Origin of the sequence: Hymenobacter qilianensis (assembly GCF_014638675.1) — a bacterium.
GTDB lineage: Bacteria > Bacteroidota > Bacteroidia > Cytophagales > Hymenobacteraceae > Hymenobacter > Hymenobacter qilianensis.
On the sequence record NZ_BMFN01000001.1, the window covers coordinates 309368 to 328849 of the forward strand.

The window sequence follows — 19482 nt, forward strand, 5'->3', positions numbered from 1 at the left end:
AGTATTGATGCAGGGAGCCAAACGACTTATAGTTAGCCTTCTGATTGGTCTCGGCGTAGCTGGTTGCCAAACCGACTACGCCGAGTTACCGACCTTCTCATCTGAGCGAAAGCTGCTTCAAGCTGTCATTGAGATTCCGGCGGGCACCAACCTTGAGCGTCGCTACGATGCAGCCACTCACGAATTTGCCCCCCAGCAGCGGGCGGGCAAAGACCGAGTGCTGGAGTTTTTGCCTTATCCTGGTAATTATGGCTTTGTGCCGGGTACCAGCACCGCAGCTGGATTTCCGCTGCCCGTGTTGGTGCTGGCGGCAAGTCAGCCGGCAGGTACGGTGCTGGAAGTGCTGCCCATTGGCCTGGTGGTGCTTGATAATGCCGGCGCTTTGGAGCGGGTAGTGTTGGCGGTACCAGCCCGGCCCAGCCAGCAGATCTTACCAGAGACGAGAACCTGGACTGATTTTACCCAGCGCTACCCGGCCGCCCAACAGATACTGCGGCTTTGGTTTCAGCACCGGGCCTCTCTTGGCAGGGTGCGCATTATGGGCTGGAAAGACGAACAGGCGGCCGTCGAACATGTGCGTAGTGTAATGCGCTAGGAAAGCTTCCGGGAAGGGTAGAGCACGAAAAAGCCCCCCAGACAAACTCTGGGGGGCTTTTTCGTGCTTGGTATAAGCTACTCAATCTTGTTCATACGATCCTTTACAGCCTCCAGGGCTACGCGCATGTTTACAATGTCGGCGCGGGCAGCTTCCTGCTCTTTCAGGTTCATGTCCACTACGTTGTTGTACTGGAGAAGCTCGGCGGCATTTTTGGCCAGTTCCTGCTGAATCTCCATTTTGCGAGCCTTATTTTTCTCGATATCCTTTCTTACCAAGTCAGCCTTAGCAATTACAGCGTTATGATTATTCTGTGAAATAACCAGAGACTTTTCAGCCTCAGCTACCTGCACTGCTAAGTCTTCACGATAGAGCAGACGAGCAAAGTCTTTTAGGTACTTTTCCGCGGCGCTCCATTGTACGGGAGTAGCCGTTCTGTCGAGGTAAGCATTGCCCAAGTCAATGGCCCACCAGATGGTAGTACCTGTAGGGGTAGCATCAATTTTGCTGAATACCCGAACCGGCGTTTTAGAGATCTCATCGATCGTGACACCCTCCATCGAATACACGCCTTTGTCGTTCTTTACTTTGCTACCAAACCTCTCGTTCAGTCGCTTAGCCCATGATTCTTCTACGCGCTTGCTTTCAAGCTGCAAGGAAATGCGTTGCCCTTTGCGAGGAATGCCTTTGATCGACATATCCGTTTCATCAACGGGCGATTTCTGGGCGTAGCCAGTTACCGTCAGCATGAAGCTCAGGAGCAGAGTAAGTAGTACACCTTGTTTCATATATGAATGAAAAGGGTTGAAGAAAAAGTTATTAGTAGAAAGATTGTGTTGCTGTCTCAAATCTCACTACGCCAAATCTATACCAGACTACCCTTTACTACATACCCTTTAAGTTGTTTTTTTTCAAGAATTGACACTTTTGTTTATTAAGTCATAACCTTTATAGCTTTACTACCACAATATGAGCAGCGACTGACTTACAAGGCGATGCCAACTATTTCATTCGCCGCTAAAGTCCTTTTGATCGTAGAATAAATAGTCCGAACCGAAGTGGACTGAACAAATCACTACACCCGTGGTTCAGCAAGCACTATGCAAGTCACCGTCTGTCGTAAGGAACACTTTAACGCTGCCCACCGGCTCTTCAATCCTGCCTGGGATGATGCGCGCAATCAGCAAGTATTTGACAAGTGTAATAACCCCAACTATCACGGCCACAACTACGAGTTGATCGTACGCCTCACGGGCGCGATTGATCCGGAAACGGGTTACGTGTATGACCTGAAGCGCTTAAGCGACCTGATTAAGCGCGAGATTCTGGATACCTTTGATCATCGTAACCTCAACCTGGATACGGAAGAGTTTCGCCACCTCAACCCCACGGCCGAGAATATCGCCGTAGTGATTTGGCAAAAGCTACGGGCTCATGTTGAGTCCCATTTACTTTTATCGGTCACGTTATATGAGACCGAACGCAACTTTGTTGAATACCATGGATAACGCCGTGCCCGCAGTTGCCGCAACGGACCACCCCGTCCCAAACGATGCCCATTTGCCGGCTGACCTGCGCACCCCCCTGCGCCCCGATGCCTTTACGCTAAGTGAGGAAGAGAAAATAGCAAGCATTTCCGATCATTTTCGCGAAATCATGACGTTGCTAGGCCTCGATCTGAACGATGACAGCTTGAAGGGCACCCCGCGCAGAGTAGCCAAAATGTATGTACACGAGTGGTTTCGCGGCCTCAACCCTGCATATCAGCCCGATGTAAAACTTTTTGACAACCGCTACCAATATCATCAGATGCTGGTGGAGCGTGACATCACTCTTTTCTCCTGCTGCGAGCATCACTTTGTGCCTATCATTGGAAAAGCGCATGTGGCATATCTGCCCGGCGAGCACGTGGTTGGCCTCTCGAAGCTGAATCGGGTGGTGCAGTATTACGCTCGCCGCCCGCAGGTGCAGGAGCGCCTGACGCGGCAGATTGCCGAGGAGCTAAAAAACACGCTACACACCAACGACGTGGCTGTGTTGATTGAGGCTGATCATTTGTGCGTAATGAGCCGGGGCGTGAACGACACCAGCAGTAGCACGCTTACGGCCGAGTATGGCGGGGCTTTCGACCGCGACCAGGCGCTTCGCACTGAGTTCCTGCGGTTGATTGGGAAGTAAATTCTGGTTGTGAGTTGTCGGCAGCCTATTAGCTTGCATCCCCATTCACGACCTCATCTGCCCAACACCTTTTGCTGACCAAACACGTAAGTGCCAGACTGCAATAGGCAACACCCATTAGTATGTCCCAAAAAGTTCTCATCACCGGCGGTACGGGCCTAATTGGCACACGTCTCGCCGAACTACTCATTGATGCGGGCTATGAAGTGGCCCTGCTCAGCCGCCAAACCGGCGCCAGCCACTACCACACTTTCCGCTGGGATCCGCGCCACGATACGCTGGACCCCGCCGCCATTCGCTACGCCGATTACATTATTAACCTGGCCGGATCGAGTGTGTCGGATGGAAAGTGGACTGACGAGCGAAAGCGCGAGATTCTGGAAAGCCGCCTAGATGGTACCAGACTATTGGCAAAAGAGCTGGCGAAAGGCGAACACCACGTTCGGGCTTTTTTGTCAGCATCGGCTATCGGTATCTATGGAGATAGCGGCGACAAGCTTGTAAACGAAGAAACGCCCCCCAATACTCCCTCCGATGATTTTTTGGCTGATGTATCCCGGAAGTGGGAGCAAGCGGCCCATGAAGTAGAAGCGCTGGGCATCAGGACCATTGTTGTGCGCATTGGTATTGTGCTCAGCACGGAAGGCGGCGCGCTGCCCCAAATGGCCCGACCCGTGAAGCTTATGGCTGGAGCTGCCTTGGGCTCAGGCAAACAGTTTATGTCCTGGATTCACCTCGACGACTTATGTCGATTGCTGATTCAGATGCTGGACGAGCCGCAATGGCAGGGCACGTATAATGCCGTGTCGCCGAACCCAGTTACCAATCAAACTTTCACTGAAACTTTGGCGGACGTAATGCATCGACCCTTGGTGCTGCCCAAGGTGCCTGCTTTTGCCCTGAACCTGATGATGGGCGAGATGAGCGAAATCGTACTGGCCTCACAGCGGGTAAGCGCCGAAAAGGTACTGAAACAAGGGTTCACGTTTGAATACCCCAATCTGAAGGGCGCCCTGGAGTCATTTTACGCAACGGAGGAATAAGAATCAGCAGTTCTTATTCCTCCGTTGTATGATGGACTATCCTGATTTACAAGCTGTCGGGTATGGCAATAGTGCCTGCGTTAAGCTTTTCCAGCAGGTTATCAGCGACCAGCGAATCTATGGGCTCTACGATGCGGCGCGGGGCAGGCGTTACGCAGTTGTACTTCTTCGATATCTTAACAGTAGGCTGAGGAAAACGGCCATACTCTATATCCAGGTCTTTATCCTTATAGAGCTTCTCCATATAGGTGCCGTAAACGGGTAACGCCATCCGGCTGCCTTCGCCCTGCTGAGAGCGGAAGAAGTGAATGCTACGGTCTTCGCCGCCTACCCACACGCCGCTCACCAAATCTTTGGTTACGCCCATGTACCAGCCATCGGAATAGTTGGAGGTAGTGCCGGTTTTGCCCCCTATCTCGTTGCCCTTCTTCCACAGGTCGTACTCCCACAACGCTTGTGACGTACCACCGGGTTCTTCCATACCGCCCTTCAGCATGTGAAGCATAAGCCAGGCTGTTTCGGCCGGAATAACGCGCTTTTGCTTAGGATCGAACTGCTTGATGACGTTGCCGTTGCGGTCCTCAATGCGAGTCACGAGCAAAGGTTCGGTACGGAAGCCGTTGTTTACGAACGTGCTGTAGGCGTTTACCATTTCGTACACGCTCACATCGCCCCCCGAGCCCAAGCCAATGCTGGGCACATCGAGCAGCTTGCTGCGAATACCAACTTTGTGAGCATATTTGGCCACGTTCTCCCATCCTACTAGCTCTGTCAGCTGGGCCGTGACGGAGTTGATGGAGCGGGCCATAGCGTGGCGCAGCGTCATGTTGGAGCCGGAGTACTCGCGGGTTACGTTGTTGGGCTTCCACTCCATGTTTTTGCCGTTCTCCACGTAACGAATGGTTACACGCTCGTCGCGGATACGGTCGCAGGGTGTGTACCCATTGTCGAGAGCCGTTAAGTAAACGAACGGCTTGAACGTAGAGCCCGGCTGCCGACGACCTTGCTTTACGTGGTCGTACTGAAAAAAGCGGTAGTTCAGCCCGCCCACCCAGGCTTTGATGTGGCCCGTGAAGGGGTCCATGGTCATCATGCCGGCGTGCAGAAACTTCTTGTAGTATGCCAGCGAATCGAGAGGCGACATGACGAGTGTCGTGTCACCGTCGCCTTTCCAAGTAAACACCTTCATCGGGCGCTTCGCGTTCAAGGCCGAATCCAGGCGGGCGGGCTGGCCCTTGTAGCGCTCAGCTAGCCGCTTGTACTGATCGGTGCGCTTCATCTGGGTTTCAATGAAACCGGGAATTTCTTTCCCCTGATCATCTACCCACGGATTACCGCCTCTATTGCGCCAGAAATTATCGAACTGCCGTTGCAGCACCTTCATGCGCTGCAATACCGATTCCTCGGCGTGGGCCTGCATGCGCGAATCGATGGTGGTATAGATTTTCAAGCCATCACGGTACATGTCATAGCCGTTCTTCTCGCACCATTCATTCACCGTCTGGCTTACGGCCCCACGGAAGTATGCCTCTGGCCCGTCGAAGTGCTTATCTACCTGATAGCGCAACGCCAGGGGGCTTTTTTTCAGAGAATCAACGACTTGGGCGCTCAAATGTCCAGCCTGCCCCATTCGGGTTAGCACCAGGTTGCGGCGCTTGAGCGCGGCTTCGGGGTGAAAGCGAGGGTTATAAGCTGTTGGATTATTCAGTACACCTACCAGCATGGCCGCTTCTTCGGGCTTGAGGCTGTCGGGTGAGGTGCTGAAGAAGGTTTTGGCGGCCACTTTAATACCGAAGGCCTGCGAGCCGTACTCCACCGTATTGAAGTACATGCGCAGAATCTCCTCCTTGGTATAGCGGCGCTCCAGCTCCACGGCCGTCAGCCACTCCTTGGTTTTGCTAATGAGCGTACTCACCACCGGAATATAACCCAGTGCGCCTCTGGTCTCGCCCCGGCGGGTTTTGTATAAGTTTTTGGCTAACTGCTGCGTAATGGTACTGCCGCCGCGCTTTTCGCCGCGCACTACGGCCCAAACCGCGCCGGCCATAGCTTGTGGGTCGATGCCGGCGTGCTCGTAGAAGCGCGCATCTTCGGTGGCAATCAGGGCCTTCACCAGCAGAGGCGAAATCTTACTGAACGGAATAGGTGAGCGGTTTTCGCGGAAATAAGTACCAATCAGTACGCCATCGGAAGTGTACAGCTCGGAAGCCTTTTCCACTTTCGGGTTCTCCAGTTCCTCCAGCCCCGGCGACTTGCCAAAGAGAAACATGAAGTTGGTGCTGACCAGAATAGGATAGAGCAGAAAGACGCCCAGCCCTATAATAAAAGCCCCCCACGCCATGCGCGACAGGATATTAGGCCAGCGCCGACGCGGCTTTTGTACAGAATTGGGCGATTCGGAAGCGGACATGCAGAACAAAACACGTGGCGGCCGAGGGGCCACTCCTAGCAGAAGGCACCGACGACGGATACGCAAATATACCAACTAGGCGCGGCCCCGCAGCCAGACTTCCCGATGAAACCACATTGTTACGCGCTCTGGTTCAATTAGCTTCCGAATTACTGCCCCTTTAGTGAGCTTGAAATGCGACACTTGCTGGGCGGCGGGGAGCACTAGTTTTAACCAAAACAGTAGGCTCCTGCGTTTTTGGGCGCACAAAAATGCCCCCCGGCGTGGCCAGCATGTCTTCCACTCGCCCAAACTCTACGCTCACCGCGTCGGCAAAAGCCAGCAGTCCGAAGCCTCCGGCCCGCAACGTGCGATGGTAAGTGAGCCACACAACGAGCGTAGTGCCGGCCATCAGTACTCGGTAGGCCTGGCGCGTGGCCCAGCGACGCAGCCCGCTTTGGCCTTGCGTAATCTGAGTCAGGGTAAAGCACTGGAAGTTCAGGTGCATTTCTTCATCGCGCAGAATACGCCGACAGATTTGTTGCAGCAAGCCCGAATACGTAGCCTGATACAGTGCCTGATAGTATACGGCCGCAATAATCTCGGCCGTCAGCAACACCCGCAATGTGTGCTCCAGCGAGGCCCATTGCCGCAGCCAGCGAAACACTTTGTCTAAGGCGCTTGACTTGCATAAGCGCGGCAGCTGGTGAATGGCCATATACTGTCCCAATACGCGGGCATGGCCCTGCTCTTCCCTGATAAAAAGGCGGATGGCGGCTACATAGTCAGGGTCGCCGAGGTCTTTGGCTTTTTGGTACAGATGCTTGCCCTCCGAGTGCTCACCCTGCTGAAACTGCGGCAGCGAGTAGCGAATAGCGCGCAATTCGCGCTCGGTGAGGCGGTAGCTGTCGTCCCAGCTCAGGTCGTCGAGGTGGTCTTGGTTGGCACTGAAATAGTTGGCCCAATCGGAGAAAGTCATGGATATATAGTTAGAATACAGTAGAATGAGTTGCGACTTATAGCTTATTGGCTGTCAGCTGCTGATAGGCTCGCCAATCGGCGTAGGTGTAGCTGGGCCACTTGCGAGCCTCCTGCCTTTCTTTATACCGGGCCAGGCGTTGCTGAAGCCGTTGCGCCGCATCATCGGGCTTGAGCTCTATCCAGCTGCCGTAATACTCGTGCACGAGGTGACGCTGGGTGAGCACCTCGGGTTGGGCTGCCAGCGTGGGCAGCACCCGGTCGGGCATGTTGAGTAGGAAGCCGTAGTCGAGCTCGTGCAGCTCGGGGCGCAGGTTGTAGCGCGCAATCCAGATTTCCCAGTTGCCGCAGGCCAGTCCCAGCATAAGCACATAAGCCGCCAGCCCATTCATGCGAACCAGCGAGTACGCCGAGCGGCGCTGCCAGATTTTGAGCAGCACCGTGGCCAACCCAAAAAACGTGAGCAGCAGGAAGAAATACACCCCAATTCGCTTGTAAGCCAGCCCCGTGTAGAGGATGTAATAGTAGTTACGCAGCCCCACCGACACGGCCAACACGGCATTTTGCAGCACCCACACCGTCGCTAGCCAGCGCAGCAGTGGCAGACCCTGCTCATAAAAATTCAGGTTGCGGCGGAAAAACCACAGCACGATACCCATCGCCACGAGAATACTCAGAATGAGCACATAAGTGCCTTCGTGCACAAATTGAGTAAGGTCGAAGCCGGGGGAGGGCTGGAAGCCAAACCAGATCCAGTTGATGTCAACGCCATTGACGACGAGCAGCAACACGTTTACCAGACCGAACATGCTGAGGGCCACGATATATTCCTTGCGCAAATCGAGCGCCCGAAAGCGTTTGGCCCGGAAGTCGGGGCGGCGCACGGCGAAGGAAGCGACTCGGTCGCGCTGGCGCAGAATGAACTCACCGAAGCGGGACTCCTTATCAGCGAAGTAGTGCACCGGCACGATGACGAGCGCCGCCCCGGTTAGGGCCAAGCCAAACAGGAAAAACAGGAAGTGCGGTATCGAGAAAATCTCGAAAAAGGCCTCTACCCACTCCCCTATTGCGTTCAGCACCCGCTCCGTCAGGGCGCTATATACAGGATTGGCGATGGCAAAGAGGATGTGAAACCCTAAAAGCGCCACGAACGGCAGCACGAGCAGACGGCCGTAAAACCAAGCCCGTTCTACGCGCCCATCCAGGCTGCGTGGCAATACCAGCAGCTGCGCCAGCCTGGGCACTGCGCGAATGGCGCTGCTAACGGCCGTCAGTAGCGCGTAGACTACCAGCTTTAAGTGAGGCTGGTTGCGGTAGCCAAGCCACATGGCTGAAGAGGCCAGCCAAGCTAAAAATGCTGCCCCGGAGCCATACCAAGCCACCAGCGCGGCGCTGAGTATCGTACCGGCCAGCGTAAGCCGGAAGCCGGTAGAACGCCATTGGGGGGCGTGGCGCGGCAACTCCACCAGCCCAACGGTGAGCACAAACAGGGTATACAGGAGCACGTTCAGGGCGGGCCGCTCCTGCCAGAACAATGTGTAAAACCAGATTGCCCCGACGGGTATGGCCACTTTCTGCAAAGTGGTAAGCGTAAGCCGATGGGCTGCAACCGACGAATCGGAGCGGGCGGGTGGAAAATTGGTGGAAACTTCCATGGCGAATAAGGCGGCTAGAATAAATTTGACATTTTAAAAGAACTTTGTATTTCAAAGTTAATGAGCAAAAAAAGAGCGTTACCCCCGCAGCAATTTTTCTAATGCGTTCAGATGCTCCTGAAAAGCCTGTTTTCCTTCCTTGGAGGGCATATAGGTCGTATTGGGTTTTTTACCTACAAACTGCTTGCTCACCTCTACATAGCCTGCTTTTTCGAGGGCGGCTACGTGGCTGGCCAGGTTGCCATCGGTCAGGTCGAGGGCTTCTTTTAGCTCATTGAAGCTTACCGGGTCGCTTTGACCCAGCAGCACAGCCATCACTCCCAGGCGCACGCGGTGGTCGAAGGCTTTATTGAGAATGTGAATGTTGTGCTTCACAGGGCGCGGGCAGTCCGTTCGTAACGGTTGTACATGATCAGGCCGTAGATGATATGGCTTAGACCAAAGCCTAGCGCAAAGAATATCAGTCCGTAGCCGGGAAATAAAACCGCCACCAGCCCCAGCGCAATTTCGGTGAGGCCCAGCCACCGGATTTCTTCCAAGGTGTACTTACTGGCGTTCAGCAAAGCTAGACCATAAAACAGCAACATACCCGGCACGACCAGTCCGGCCGCGCCTTGCAGATAAATAGCGAGGCAAAAAAGCCCCCCAGCCACCAGCGGAATGGCCAGACTCAAGGCCAGCCGCCGCCCCAAAGGACTCCACAGCTGCACCCTGTCTTGCTTGGCCCGTCGACGGGTGAAGTAGTAAGCACCACCCAAAGCCAGCAGAATAATGCCCCCCGTAAGCATCAGCAGAAATGGCAGCGTTGCAACCCGCTCTTGCTCTGAGCTTTGCATGATGCGTACAAAGTCCTGCGTACTACCATACTTCTGGCCCAGATACCAATACCCCACTCCCACACCTGCCAAGGCCGCAACCCCCGCCGCAATACCGGAAAGGCCGCTGAGCGACAAGTAACGCGACGAGCGCTCCATGATGGCGCGGATCTCGGTAAGTTGGGCGAGCGGATCGACGGCTGGATTCATATCGACAAAAGTACTTTGTTTTGCAAAGCTGGTCAAGTTTGCCCTGATTCGCAACTAAGATCAGAGCTGATTCTACTTGTTGAAGAATATATTTTTAAACCGGAAGCGACTCGACGCTGCAAATTACGTTGGAACAGGGCCAAAACAACTCCTACGCAGCCTGCCAATCCGTTACAGCACTTCATGCGGCGGTTGAGCAATCTTGAAAATCTTAACCAACTGACTGCTTGAAGCTCCGCCTCCACCTTTTCGAGTTTGAAGACCAAGCCTGGTTTCCAAGTGTTATCCGGGCGGGCATGATGGACTACTTGCGCTTCATGACCAGCCACTTAGGCATTTATCAGCCGCTGGTGCCGGTGCTGCGGGAGGCGCTTCAGCAAACCCAGCAGCTTCATGTGCTTGAGCTGGGTGCGGGCGCGGGCGGCGGCACCGATGGCGTGGCGCGGGCCTTGGGCCAGCTGCCCGGCCTGGCCGATCTGCGCGTTACGCTCACCGACTTATACCCGCAGCCCAGCGCTTGGCAGAGCATCAGGGAAAGCTCTGGGGGGCAAATTGACTACGAAATTACGCCCGTCGATGCGACGGCGGTGCCCGCGCATCTTACCGGCTTTCGAACCATCTTTTCCGCTTTTCATCATTTCACGCCCGCCGCAGCCGAAGCTATTCTGGCCGATGCCGTGCGGCAAGGCGCCGGAATTGGGGTGTTTGAGGGCGCCGGCAAGCACTGGCACGAAATCCTGCTGGCCTGGACGATTTTGCCAATTATGCAGGTGATGGCCACGCCATTTATGCCGCCCTTTCGGCTGAGCCGCCTGTTTTTTACCTTCATTATTCCCCTGATCCCGTTCTGCACCATCTGGGACGGCACCGTATCCATTCTGCGCATGTACCCAACGGATCGGCTGCTGGCCTTAGCATGTAAAGCCGATCTGGGGGGCAAATTTGAGTGGCGGGCCGGTAAAGTGAAGCACTGGTCGGGCTCGCAGGTCACGTACTTAGTGGGCTGGCCAAAAAAGGCCTAGGGCCAAATGGCAGCGTAACTCCGCTTACCTTTCTACCTTATCAGGCAACTGCTACCTAATCGCTCCCATGCTTCTTGCTTACCGCCGTGCTGTGCCGCTGCTGCGCATTCCCTTCTCCGTGTACCTGATGCCGGTATTCTGGTTTGGGCTGAGTGCCTTGCGTGAGCCGTTTAGCTTGTGGCGGGCGGCGGGCGTGTTTGTGGTGCTACATGTGCTGGCTTACCCGGCTTCCAACGGCTACAACTCCTATTACGACCGCGACGAAGGCAGCATCGGTGGCCTCAAAAAGCCCCCCAAGGTATCGGAGGAGCTGCTGCATCTGGTGTGGCTGTTTGATATGCTGGCGGTGGTGGGCGCCTGGCTGCTCAGCCCGCTGTTTGCAGGGCTAGTAGTCGTGTATCTGCTTATTTCCAAAGCCTATAGCTACGAGGGCATCCGGCTGAAGAAGTACCCATTTCTGAGTACGTTGGTCGTCGTTGTGTTTCAGGGCGCCTTCACCTTTCTGATGACGCAAGTGGGCGCGGGGGGCAAATTTGAGGAAATTCTGGCCCCCGACAACTTACTGCTGGCCTTGGTGAGTACGCTGTTTTTGTGCGGTTCCTATCCGCTGACACAGGTATATCAGCACCAAGAAGACCGGCAGCGCGGCGACCAAACCCTGAGCCTCGTGCTGGGCATTCGGGGTACGTTTGTGTTTGCGGCGGTGGGGTTGCTGTTCGGCGCCGCGCTCCTGGGCTTTACCTATTGGCAGCGCGACGAACTACGCAACCTGCTGATCTTCTTGGTGGCGACCGGGCCGGTAGTGGCTTTATTCAGCCGCTGGGCTTTCCTGGCTTGGTCCGATGCGGCTGCGGCCAGCTTTGAGCGCACCATGCGCATGAACCAAGTGTCGTCGCTGTGTTTGAGCGCGGCTTTCGTCCTGATGCTGGTGCTGCGGCATTGGGTAGTGCAGTAGAGAACGACGCAGAGATTCGCTTTAAAAAAGCCCCCCAGAACAGTAATTCAACCTATTCCGTATTGGAAACAGCTTTCCAATTGCCTCTCGTATGCGTCATTTCCTATGCTCGGCTTTCCTGCTCATAGTGCTCGGAGCATGCTCCCGGCCCGATTCCACTCAGATAGAGTCGTCGGATACGGCGAGTGCGACTGCTCCGGCCGAGCCCATGGACACGACCCGCGCGCCAGCCGTCAATGCTCAATCGGACACGCTCAAAACGGTGCAGCGGCGGCGACGCTTTTCCTCCCCTTCCACCGACGATGAATTTAAGCTGGTGCTGCGCGGTCCTTCGCTGCTGGCCGGCGAAGCGACTTTTACCATCACCAATTCCAGTGGCGAAACGATTTTTCGGGAGGTGCTTTCTGCCGCCGATCTGGAGGCGTCGATGGTGTATGAGATGAAAAACAGCACCGCCACGCAGGCTGAGCGCGAAGCATTTGTGCGCCGCCGCATGGACGAGTTTTTTGCCGACAAAAACTTCCGCACGCCGGCCGTTACCGCCAAAGACACTTACCAAGCCGGCACCATCGACCGCACCACCTGGGACGACCTGCGCCGCCGCCCCGATTCCATTGGCTTTCAGTATTTAGTTGGCAAAGAAGACGGCCGCCGTATTGCCTGGTCGCCGATCAAACAGCAGGTGGTACGAATTGGCAGCATCGGCGGCTGACACGCAGTCTAAAGTTGCATTACTGCTCTTCTGCAGCCTGCTGCAAGGCCTGTCGCACGGCTTTGCTGAAGGCTTCATAGGGCTGAAAACCCCGCGCCAGCACGTAGCCCTGCTGGCCCACGCGCAGTATCGTCGTTGGGAAGCCTTGGACGTCAATGCGCTCCACGGCCGCAAACTCTTGGCGGGTCGCCGTGGCTGTTTCGGGGAGCACTAAGCGGCGCTCAAACTCGGCTGCATCCACATCATAAGGGGCAATCAGCGCCGAATAGATAGCTGGGTCATTCAAATCCAAGCCATGAAAATAATGCGCCTGCTGGATGTCGTGGGCAAAATCAATGACACGGCTGGGGTCACTATTCAGCTGGCGAAAAACGGTGAGGGCGCGGCAGGGTGGCTCGGAGCTCTGAATAACGCTGCCTTCCTCTCCTAACATACGATACGCTTCACCAAAACGCACTCCAGCCGCCCGCTCCACATCCTGTAGGGCGTTTTTGATGTAATTCCACTTGGCTCGCAAAGGAGCTACTCGCTCGCCGGTCACCATCCCACCGCTGAGCACAGACACCTGAATCTGGCCCGCCATTTCGGTGCGCACGCGCTGGATTACGGGCGTCATGCCATAGCACCAGCCGCAAAGCGGATCAAAGATGTACAGCAGTTCGGGGAGGTCGGGCGTGTTTTCCATGTTTCAAAGTACCGCCTTGTGCGGGCGTGGTGCAAATGCTGATATATTTACTCATTCCTGCCTTTGTAATTGATTGACAATATGAATGATTTGCAGAACCGTGCTCTCAAAAGCTCATTTGCTCTATCATTTTTATACGTCGGGCTAGGAACAGCAAGTGTTATATGCCTATACCCTCCACTCTATGGGGATTGGGTAATGTTAGGATTGTTGGTAACACTACCAGTTAGCTTCATTGGTTTTGGAATAGCATATATGGAGCCTGATAATTATGCTGAAATTTTGTTAGCGCAGGCTGTGGTATTCTGTGTGTTTTGGTTCATCGTATACCGAATCATGTTGACAAAGTATTCAAGAACTTAAGTCGGTTCATGTACTTGACTTTTTACTTGATGGTACAACCAATCTGCAAGCACAAAAAAGCCCCCCAAATAGTATCCGGGGGGCTTTTTTCATATTTAAGAAACACGTTAGCCGTTCATCGACATCAAGAACTCGTTGTTGTTCTTGGTGTCTTTGATGCGGTCTTTCAGGAATTCCATAGCTTCTACGGCAGTCATGTCGGACATGAACTTGCGCAGTACCCAAATGCGGCTGAGTTCTTCCTTGCCCATGAGTAGGTCTTCGCGGCGAGTGCCGGAAGCTGGTACGTCGATGGCTGGGAAGATGCGCTTGTTAGCCAGTTTGCGGTCCAGCTGCAATTCCATGTTGCCGGTACCTTTGAATTCCTCAAAGATAACCTCGTCCATTTTGGAGCCAGTCTCGATCAGTGCCGTGGCGATAATGGTCAGCGAGCCGCCATTTTCTACGTTACGGGCCGCACCGAAGAAACGCTTGGGCTTGTGCAACGCATTGGCATCCACACCACCCGACAGAATTTTGCCCGAAGCCGGCTGCACCGTGTTGTAAGCGCGGGCCAGACGGGTAATAGAGTCCAAGAGGATAACTACGTCGTGGCCGCACTCTACAAGGCGCTTGGCTTTGTCCAAAGCAATGCTGGCAATCTTCACGTGGCGGTCGGCCGTCTCGTCGAAGGTAGAGCTAAGCACCTCAGCTTTCACCGAGCGCGCCATATCCGTTACCTCTTCCGGCCGCTCATCGATCAGCAGGATAATGAGATAAACCTCGGGGTGGTTTTCGGAAATAGCGTTGGCAATTTCCTGCAACAGAACCGTCTTACCGGTTTTGGGCTGGGCCACAATCAGACCGCGTTGGCCTTTGCCAATCGGTGCAAACAAATCCAGAATGCGGGTACTGAGCAGGCTGGACTTGGTCGTCAGCTTCAGGCGCTCCTCCGCAAACAGCGGCGTAAGGTTGTTGAACGGAATTCGGTCGCGCGCTTCTTCCACCGTGCGGCCGTTGATGCTTTCTACCCCAACCAGCGCAAAGTATTTTTCGCCTTCGCGGGGCGGGCGAATCGTGCATTTTACCGTGTCGCCAGCCTTTAAGCCAAACTGCTTTACCTGCTGTGGTGCCACATAAATATCGTCGGGCGAGGCGAGGTAATTGTAGAAAGGTGAGCGCAGGAAGCCGTAGCCACCATCGGGCATAAGCTCCAGCGTGCCTTCGCCATCCACTACAATGTCAAAGTCGTTGCGCGGGCGCTGCGGCTGGCCAGCGGGCTGCTGACCACCATCAGGGCGCGGGGCGCGCTGCTGGTCGCGGGCCGCAAAGCGGTCATCGCGGCGCTGCTGGTCGCGGCCTTCCCGCGGCTCCCGATTTTCACGCGGCTCACGGTTTTCTCTTGGTTCGCGGGGCTCGCGCAACTCCCGTGGCTCCCGGTTTTCGCGGGGCTCTCGTAGTTCGCGGTTATCCCGCGGGGCATCGCGTAGTGGGCGCGGCTCCCGGTTTTCGCGGCTATTATCGCGCGGTTCGCGGGGCTCCCGGAATTCCCGCGGCTCGCGGTTTTCGCGTGGCGCATCGTTACGGTATTCACGCTCGCGCGGGCCGTCGGTGCGGGGCTCACGCTGCTCCCTAGGTTCGCGGGGCTCGCGGACGTCGCGGTATTCGCGCTCGCGGGGGGCAGTAGGATGATCGGTGCGCGGCTCGCGTGGTGCATTAGGCGCAAAGGAAACAGGAGCAGCAGGCGTTTCGGAGTGCGCCTCGGCAGCAGCCTCTACGGCACCTTCCGGCGTCAGAGAAGCGGGCACGTCGCCCCCCGATGTGTCAATGCCATTGGCGACACCATTCAAAGTCGTAGTGGGTGCTACTTCTTCGGTGCGGGTGCGCTCAACACCATTGCGCAGGCGGCGCTCAGGTCGTTGGTACAACTTTACGGGCCGGGCGGCACCCGCGTCAGGCAGGAGTTCGGTGTCGGCAGCTACAGTAGCCTCTGCGGGAGCGGCTACGGCAACTGGTGCATCGGCCAGCGCTAGCTCAGGCGCCGGAGTTGCAGCAGGAGCCACAGCCAAGGCAGCATCGGCAGCAGCAACAGGCGCTGGAGCGGCACTACGGGTAGCGCGGGCGCGGGCTGGAGCCGGACGCGCAGCGGGAGCCGCAGGTGCGGCGGCCGGTACAGCATCGGCTTCTGCTACATCCGAAAAGGGCAGCTCAGCTCCATTTTTAGCGCTGGCGGGCTTTATCATCTTCTGGGGAAGCTGATCGGCGGGAATAATGGCCTGCTGATCGAGAATCTTATAGATCAGATCCTGCTTGCTGAGCTTTTTGAAGTTACCGACCTTCAGCTCTTCCGCTATTTCTTTTAGCTCGGAAAGCAAACGGTCCTTCAATTCTTCAATATTGTACATAAACTAAACTAGGAGGAAAACGGGCAGAAGGGGGGTGGAGATACCAGACAAGAATGGATAGGGAGCAGCACGGGCCAACCGGGGCATAAAGGGCAACCGCAGCGCGGTGCGAAGCACAGAAGACGTAGGAAATGGGGTACTCGGGAGGCGCTGGAAATAAAAGCGGGCCGTACGCGAGCAAAAAATACTGCGGACCCGGCATCAGCCGCCGGCTTGTTGTCGCAATGTTAGACTAATACGGGTAAACCGCCAAATCAGATATGCTTTTTTTCGGGCTATTCGCCACGATAGTAAGGACATTAGCGCTGTCGTAATGGTTCGCAGCGGCGCATTTACCTACGCGGCGTCTTCTGGTCAGCCTTGATATTTACGCCTGCTTCGAATACAAAAGCTTCCGCTACTTCCCTACTTTTGCCTTATGCTGCAAGTTTCCGTTTTAAAAGAACACACCGACCTCGTGCTGGCCGGCCTGGCCAAAAAGCACTATCCCACCGCTGAAGCCGACGTTACGGCCATTCTCAACCTCGATCAGCGCCGCCGCCAGCTGCAAACCGCCCACGACTCGGCCCAGGCGGAAGCGAATGAGCTGGCTCGCCAGATTGGTGGCTTGATGAAAAGCGGCAATAAAGCCGGTGCCGAGGACCTGAAAGCCCGTACGGCCGCCCTCAAAGCGGATATAAAAACCCACGCCGACGAGCTGGGCCAGGTAGAAATTGCTTTGCAGCAGCTGTTGCTTAAGCTGCCCAACCTGCCCCATAGCAGTGTGCCCACGGGCCGCACGCCGCAGGATAATGAAGTAGTATCGGAGCATGGCGCTAAGCCCGATTTGCCCCCCACGGCCCTCCCCCACTGGGATTTGATAAAGAAGTACGACATCATCGACTTCGAGCTGGGCAACAAGATAAGCGGCGCTGGCTTCCCGGTATACAAGGGACAAGGCGCCCGCTTACAGCGCGCGCTTATCAACTTTTTTCTGGATGAAGCGCGGCAGGCTGGCTACTTTGAAGTGCAGCCGCCCATCTTGGTAAATGAAGCCTCGGGCTACGGCACCGGACAGCTCCCCGACAAAGACGGGCAGATGTACCACGACGCGCAGGATAATCTCTACCTGATTCCGACGGCCGAGGTACCCATCACGAACCTTTACCGCGACGAGATTATTGCCACCGATAAGCTGCCCATCCGGAACGCGGGCTACACGCCCTGCTTTCGGCGCGAAGCGGGCTCTTGGGGGGCAGATGTACGGGGCCTGAATCGCCTGCACCAGTTCGACAAAGTAGAAATCGTTCAAATTTCTTTGCCTGAGCAGAGCTACGGTATTCTAGAAGAAATGCGGGCACACATTGAGGGCTTGCTGCAAAAATTGGAGCTTCCTTATCGCGTGCTGCGCCTCTGTGGCGGCGATATGAGCTTTACTTCGGCTCTTACCTACGACCTCGAAGTATGGAGTGCTGCCCAGGGCCGGTGGCTGGAAGTAAGCTCGGCTAGCAACTTTGAAACGTACCAGGCCAATCGTCTTAAGCTGCGCTACCGGGCAGAAGGCGGCAAAACGCAGCTTCTGCATACGCTCAATGGTTCGGCCCTGGCGTTGCCTCGTATTGTAGCCGCCTTGCTGGAAAACAACCAAACGGAGGACGGCATCAACCTGCCAAAAGCACTTCACAGCTACTGCGGCTTCGATAAGATCACGAATTAATTTTGTCATCAGCGCAAAAAAGCCCCCCAGACTGCTTCTGGGGGGCTTTTTTGCTGTAGGGATTGGCCGAATACGCGTTTACCCCTTGCCTCAGATCATGGCTTAATACTCAGCAAATGCACTATCAATGTAGCACCAGGCCCACCGCTCACCGGGCTCGGCGGAGGTAATAACGGGGTGATGGGTGGTGTGAAAGTGACGGGTGGCGTGCTTATTTTTGGAGTTGTCGCAGCAGCCCACGTGCCCGCAGGTCTGGCATACGCGCAGGTGCACCCACTGGTCGCCCAGGGCTACGCATTCAGGGCAGATATACTGCTTATCCTCGATAATCTCCGTTAAGCTACCAAGGTGACTGCAAGGCGGTTTAGCTTCCATATAAGAGGTTTTAGGAGAATCAGTTGCTTTCGGGCACCAGCTGAGTTCTGATGCGCAAGCCACTCATCAGGGTTTTCTGCACAGGGCACTTCTGCGAAATTATTTCCAAGCGTTGGCGCTGCTCCGGCGTGAGCGGCCCCACCAGCCGCAGTTCTTTCTCTACTTCCTCCAGCATCTGGCCTTCCTGCTCACACTTATCACAGTCGGTGCGATGTACCCGCTGATGGCGCAAGCGCACTTCTATTGCTTCCAGGGGCCATTTTTTCTGGTCGGCGTAGAGGCGCAGGGTGATGGCGGTGCAGGCGCCCAGCGCCGCGAGCAGCATATCGTAGGGCGTTGGTCCTCGGTCTTCGCCACCTACCCCTTCGGGCTCATCCAGCACAAACGTATGGCGTCCGGCCTGCACATCAGCTAACAGGGCATCAGAACCAACTTTCACAAGAACGGACTTAACAGAAGCATCAGCCATAGTATCAGGAATAGATAGGAAAGCTATAATTTACTCTTTTTCTCCCTCATTTATCCCGCTACGATAAAGTTCTATAAACATGGAGGGCTGCTCCCGCCCATTAGCAGAAACAGCCCTCCTGGTCCCGACACGAAGGTCGGATATGCTACACCTTAGGATTTAGGCGTGTAAGGAAACTTCTTTGAAGCATTGCGCATCAGCATGTTCACCATGCCTTCCGTCGAGCTTCCCACCGAGCCAGCGGCTACGTAGTCGTACTTCCACAGCAGCTTACCGGCATCCGACTCGTGAATATTGACGGTTATATTGGCCTGGTTGGTAGCGCCCCAAGCGCCCACCAACACGCCCACGGCCAAGGCAGCGCCGTCGCTCATGGGCTTGGTGGTGCGTACGCTGGTGGTCAATACAGCATCTACACCTAGTGCTGCAGCTAACTCCTGGGCCGAATGCGTGCGCAGCTCGCTATATGGAATCTGCAACTCGCGCAGCTTCGCGTTTGTCTGCGTCACATCCTGAAACTCGACGGTATAGCCGCGCTGCTGGCTGCGGCGCAACAGCCAGGCATAGATTTTTTCCTGAAAGTCGATGCCGCTTTTATACTCCAGCTCGCTATGCTGCTCCGGCGTCGTGTGGCGCGCCTGATTAGGCCGTAGCTGCATTGTTACGGCAGCGGGCAGAATGGCTACCGTTTTGTGTTTTGGGGCATAAGCACGAAAGTCATTAGCCAGATAAATGTTAGGTCCGCAAGCCGTGCATAAGAACAGCATAACCAAGGTGAGGGCGCGAGCCCCAAATGTAAAAAGACGCATAAATTGAGTAAAAGAAGGAAGGGTTAGAATATGGTTTTATCGACAAAGCAACAATTTATTTGCAACTTTTAAAACAACATATTCGTATATGGCCTTCTTTTTTTATTCCGTCTTAATATTTGCCTCTCAGCGGGCTTTTTAAAGGATAA

At 55.3% G+C, this 19482-nt stretch carries 19 protein-coding genes; 8 read left to right on the forward strand and 11 right to left on the reverse strand.

What is annotated here, in order from left to right:
* Positions 1 to 7 precede the first annotated feature (7 nt).
* Entirely contained in the window at positions 8 to 595 is a 588-nt protein-coding gene (locus tag IEW06_RS01230; protein WP_188547247.1) for an inorganic diphosphatase, read from the forward strand.
* A gap of 77 nt (positions 596 to 672) precedes the next feature.
* Here IEW06_RS01230 and IEW06_RS01235 read toward each other — a convergent pair whose 3' ends face one another.
* The gene (locus IEW06_RS01235) at positions 673 to 1383 is read right to left on the reverse strand and encodes a DNA repair ATPase (protein ID WP_187310055.1); all 711 of its coding nucleotides are present in this window, start codon (positions 1381 to 1383) and stop codon (positions 673 to 675) included.
* A gap of 312 nt (positions 1384 to 1695) precedes the next feature.
* On the opposite strand from IEW06_RS01235, the gene IEW06_RS01240 reads away from it, so the two are divergent.
* The 3 genes from IEW06_RS01240 (at position 1696) to IEW06_RS01250 (ending at position 3816) form a co-directional block, all read left to right on the forward strand.
* The gene (locus IEW06_RS01240; RefSeq protein ID WP_187731133.1) at positions 1696 to 2103 is read left to right on the forward strand and encodes a 6-pyruvoyl trahydropterin synthase family protein; all 408 of its coding nucleotides are present in this window, start codon (positions 1696 to 1698) and stop codon (positions 2101 to 2103) included.
* Positions 2066 to 2773 (forward strand): GTP cyclohydrolase I FolE, encoded by a 708-nt coding sequence (folE, locus tag IEW06_RS01245; RefSeq protein ID WP_373285318.1) that lies wholly within the window; start codon positions 2066 to 2068, stop codon positions 2771 to 2773. The genes IEW06_RS01240 and folE overlap by 38 nt, the downstream gene beginning before the upstream one ends.
* A 122-nt stretch (positions 2774 to 2895) precedes the next feature.
* Positions 2896 to 3816, forward strand: coding sequence for a TIGR01777 family oxidoreductase (locus IEW06_RS01250; protein WP_187731131.1), 921 nt, complete (start codon positions 2896 to 2898; stop codon positions 3814 to 3816).
* 46 nt (positions 3817 to 3862) lie between these two features.
* On the opposite strand, the gene IEW06_RS01255 is transcribed toward IEW06_RS01250, so the two are convergent.
* The 5 genes from IEW06_RS01255 to IEW06_RS01275 form a co-directional block, all read right to left on the reverse strand.
* Entirely contained in the window at positions 3863 to 6226 is a 2364-nt protein-coding gene (locus IEW06_RS01255) for a transglycosylase domain-containing protein (protein ID WP_229743024.1), read from the reverse strand.
* Positions 6227 to 6386: 160 nt separating this feature from the next.
* Positions 6387 to 7184: a ferritin-like domain-containing protein gene (locus tag IEW06_RS01260; protein ID WP_187731130.1), complete on the reverse strand. Its 798-nt coding sequence runs from the start codon at positions 7182 to 7184 to the stop codon at positions 6387 to 6389.
* Between the two features lie 37 nt (positions 7185 to 7221).
* Positions 7222 to 8838 (reverse strand): DUF4153 domain-containing protein, encoded by a 1617-nt coding sequence (locus tag IEW06_RS01265; RefSeq protein ID WP_187731129.1) that lies wholly within the window; start codon positions 8836 to 8838, stop codon positions 7222 to 7224.
* Between the two features lie 78 nt (positions 8839 to 8916).
* The gene (locus tag IEW06_RS01270) at positions 8917 to 9213 is read right to left on the reverse strand and encodes a winged helix-turn-helix domain-containing protein (protein WP_133271841.1); all 297 of its coding nucleotides are present in this window, start codon (positions 9211 to 9213) and stop codon (positions 8917 to 8919) included.
* Complete coding sequence (locus IEW06_RS01275; protein WP_188547249.1) at positions 9210 to 9863, reverse strand: hypothetical protein; 654 nt, start codon at positions 9861 to 9863, stop codon at positions 9210 to 9212. Before IEW06_RS01275 ends, IEW06_RS01270 begins: the two co-directional genes overlap by 4 nt.
* Before the next feature lie 227 nt (positions 9864 to 10090).
* Between IEW06_RS01275 and IEW06_RS01280 the strand changes: the two genes are divergently transcribed.
* From IEW06_RS01280 to IEW06_RS01290, 3 genes are all read left to right on the forward strand, one after another.
* Complete coding sequence (locus IEW06_RS01280; RefSeq protein WP_188547252.1) at positions 10091 to 10885, forward strand: class I SAM-dependent methyltransferase; 795 nt, start codon at positions 10091 to 10093, stop codon at positions 10883 to 10885.
* Positions 10886 to 10952: 67 nt separating this feature from the next.
* Positions 10953 to 11840, forward strand: coding sequence for a UbiA family prenyltransferase (locus IEW06_RS01285; protein ID WP_188547253.1), 888 nt, complete (start codon positions 10953 to 10955; stop codon positions 11838 to 11840).
* Between the two features lie 91 nt (positions 11841 to 11931).
* The gene (locus IEW06_RS01290) at positions 11932 to 12552 is read left to right on the forward strand and encodes a hypothetical protein (RefSeq protein ID WP_187731126.1); all 621 of its coding nucleotides are present in this window, start codon (positions 11932 to 11934) and stop codon (positions 12550 to 12552) included.
* Between the two features lie 19 nt (positions 12553 to 12571).
* Here the strand turns inward: IEW06_RS01290 and IEW06_RS01295 are convergent, their stop codons facing one another.
* Both IEW06_RS01295 and rho read right to left on the reverse strand, forming a co-directional pair.
* Positions 12572 to 13237, reverse strand: a complete 666-nt coding sequence (locus IEW06_RS01295) for a DsbA family protein (RefSeq protein WP_188547255.1) — start codon at positions 13235 to 13237, stop codon at positions 12572 to 12574.
* A 470-nt stretch (positions 13238 to 13707) separates the two neighbouring features.
* Complete coding sequence (gene rho, locus IEW06_RS01300) at positions 13708 to 15984, reverse strand: transcription termination factor Rho (RefSeq protein WP_188547257.1); 2277 nt, start codon at positions 15982 to 15984, stop codon at positions 13708 to 13710.
* A gap of 418 nt (positions 15985 to 16402) precedes the next feature.
* Between rho and serS the strand changes: the two genes are divergently transcribed.
* On the forward strand, positions 16403 to 17680 hold the full coding sequence (gene serS, locus IEW06_RS01305) for a serine--tRNA ligase (RefSeq protein ID WP_188547259.1): 1278 nt from the start codon (positions 16403 to 16405) through the stop codon (positions 17678 to 17680).
* A gap of 102 nt (positions 17681 to 17782) precedes the next feature.
* Here the strand turns inward: serS and IEW06_RS01310 are convergent, their stop codons facing one another.
* The 3 genes from IEW06_RS01310 to IEW06_RS01320 all read right to left on the reverse strand — a co-directional run bounded on the left by IEW06_RS01310 (position 17783) and on the right by IEW06_RS01320 (position 19333).
* Positions 17783 to 18055 (reverse strand): UBP-type zinc finger domain-containing protein, encoded by a 273-nt coding sequence (locus IEW06_RS01310; RefSeq protein ID WP_187731123.1) that lies wholly within the window; start codon positions 18053 to 18055, stop codon positions 17783 to 17785.
* Positions 18056 to 18074: 19 nt separating this feature from the next.
* Positions 18075 to 18524: an OsmC family protein gene (locus IEW06_RS01315; protein WP_187731122.1), complete on the reverse strand. Its 450-nt coding sequence runs from the start codon at positions 18522 to 18524 to the stop codon at positions 18075 to 18077.
* Positions 18525 to 18676: 152 nt separating this feature from the next.
* Complete coding sequence (locus IEW06_RS01320) at positions 18677 to 19333, reverse strand: hypothetical protein (protein WP_187731121.1); 657 nt, start codon at positions 19331 to 19333, stop codon at positions 18677 to 18679.
* Positions 19334 to 19482 lie beyond the last annotated feature (149 nt).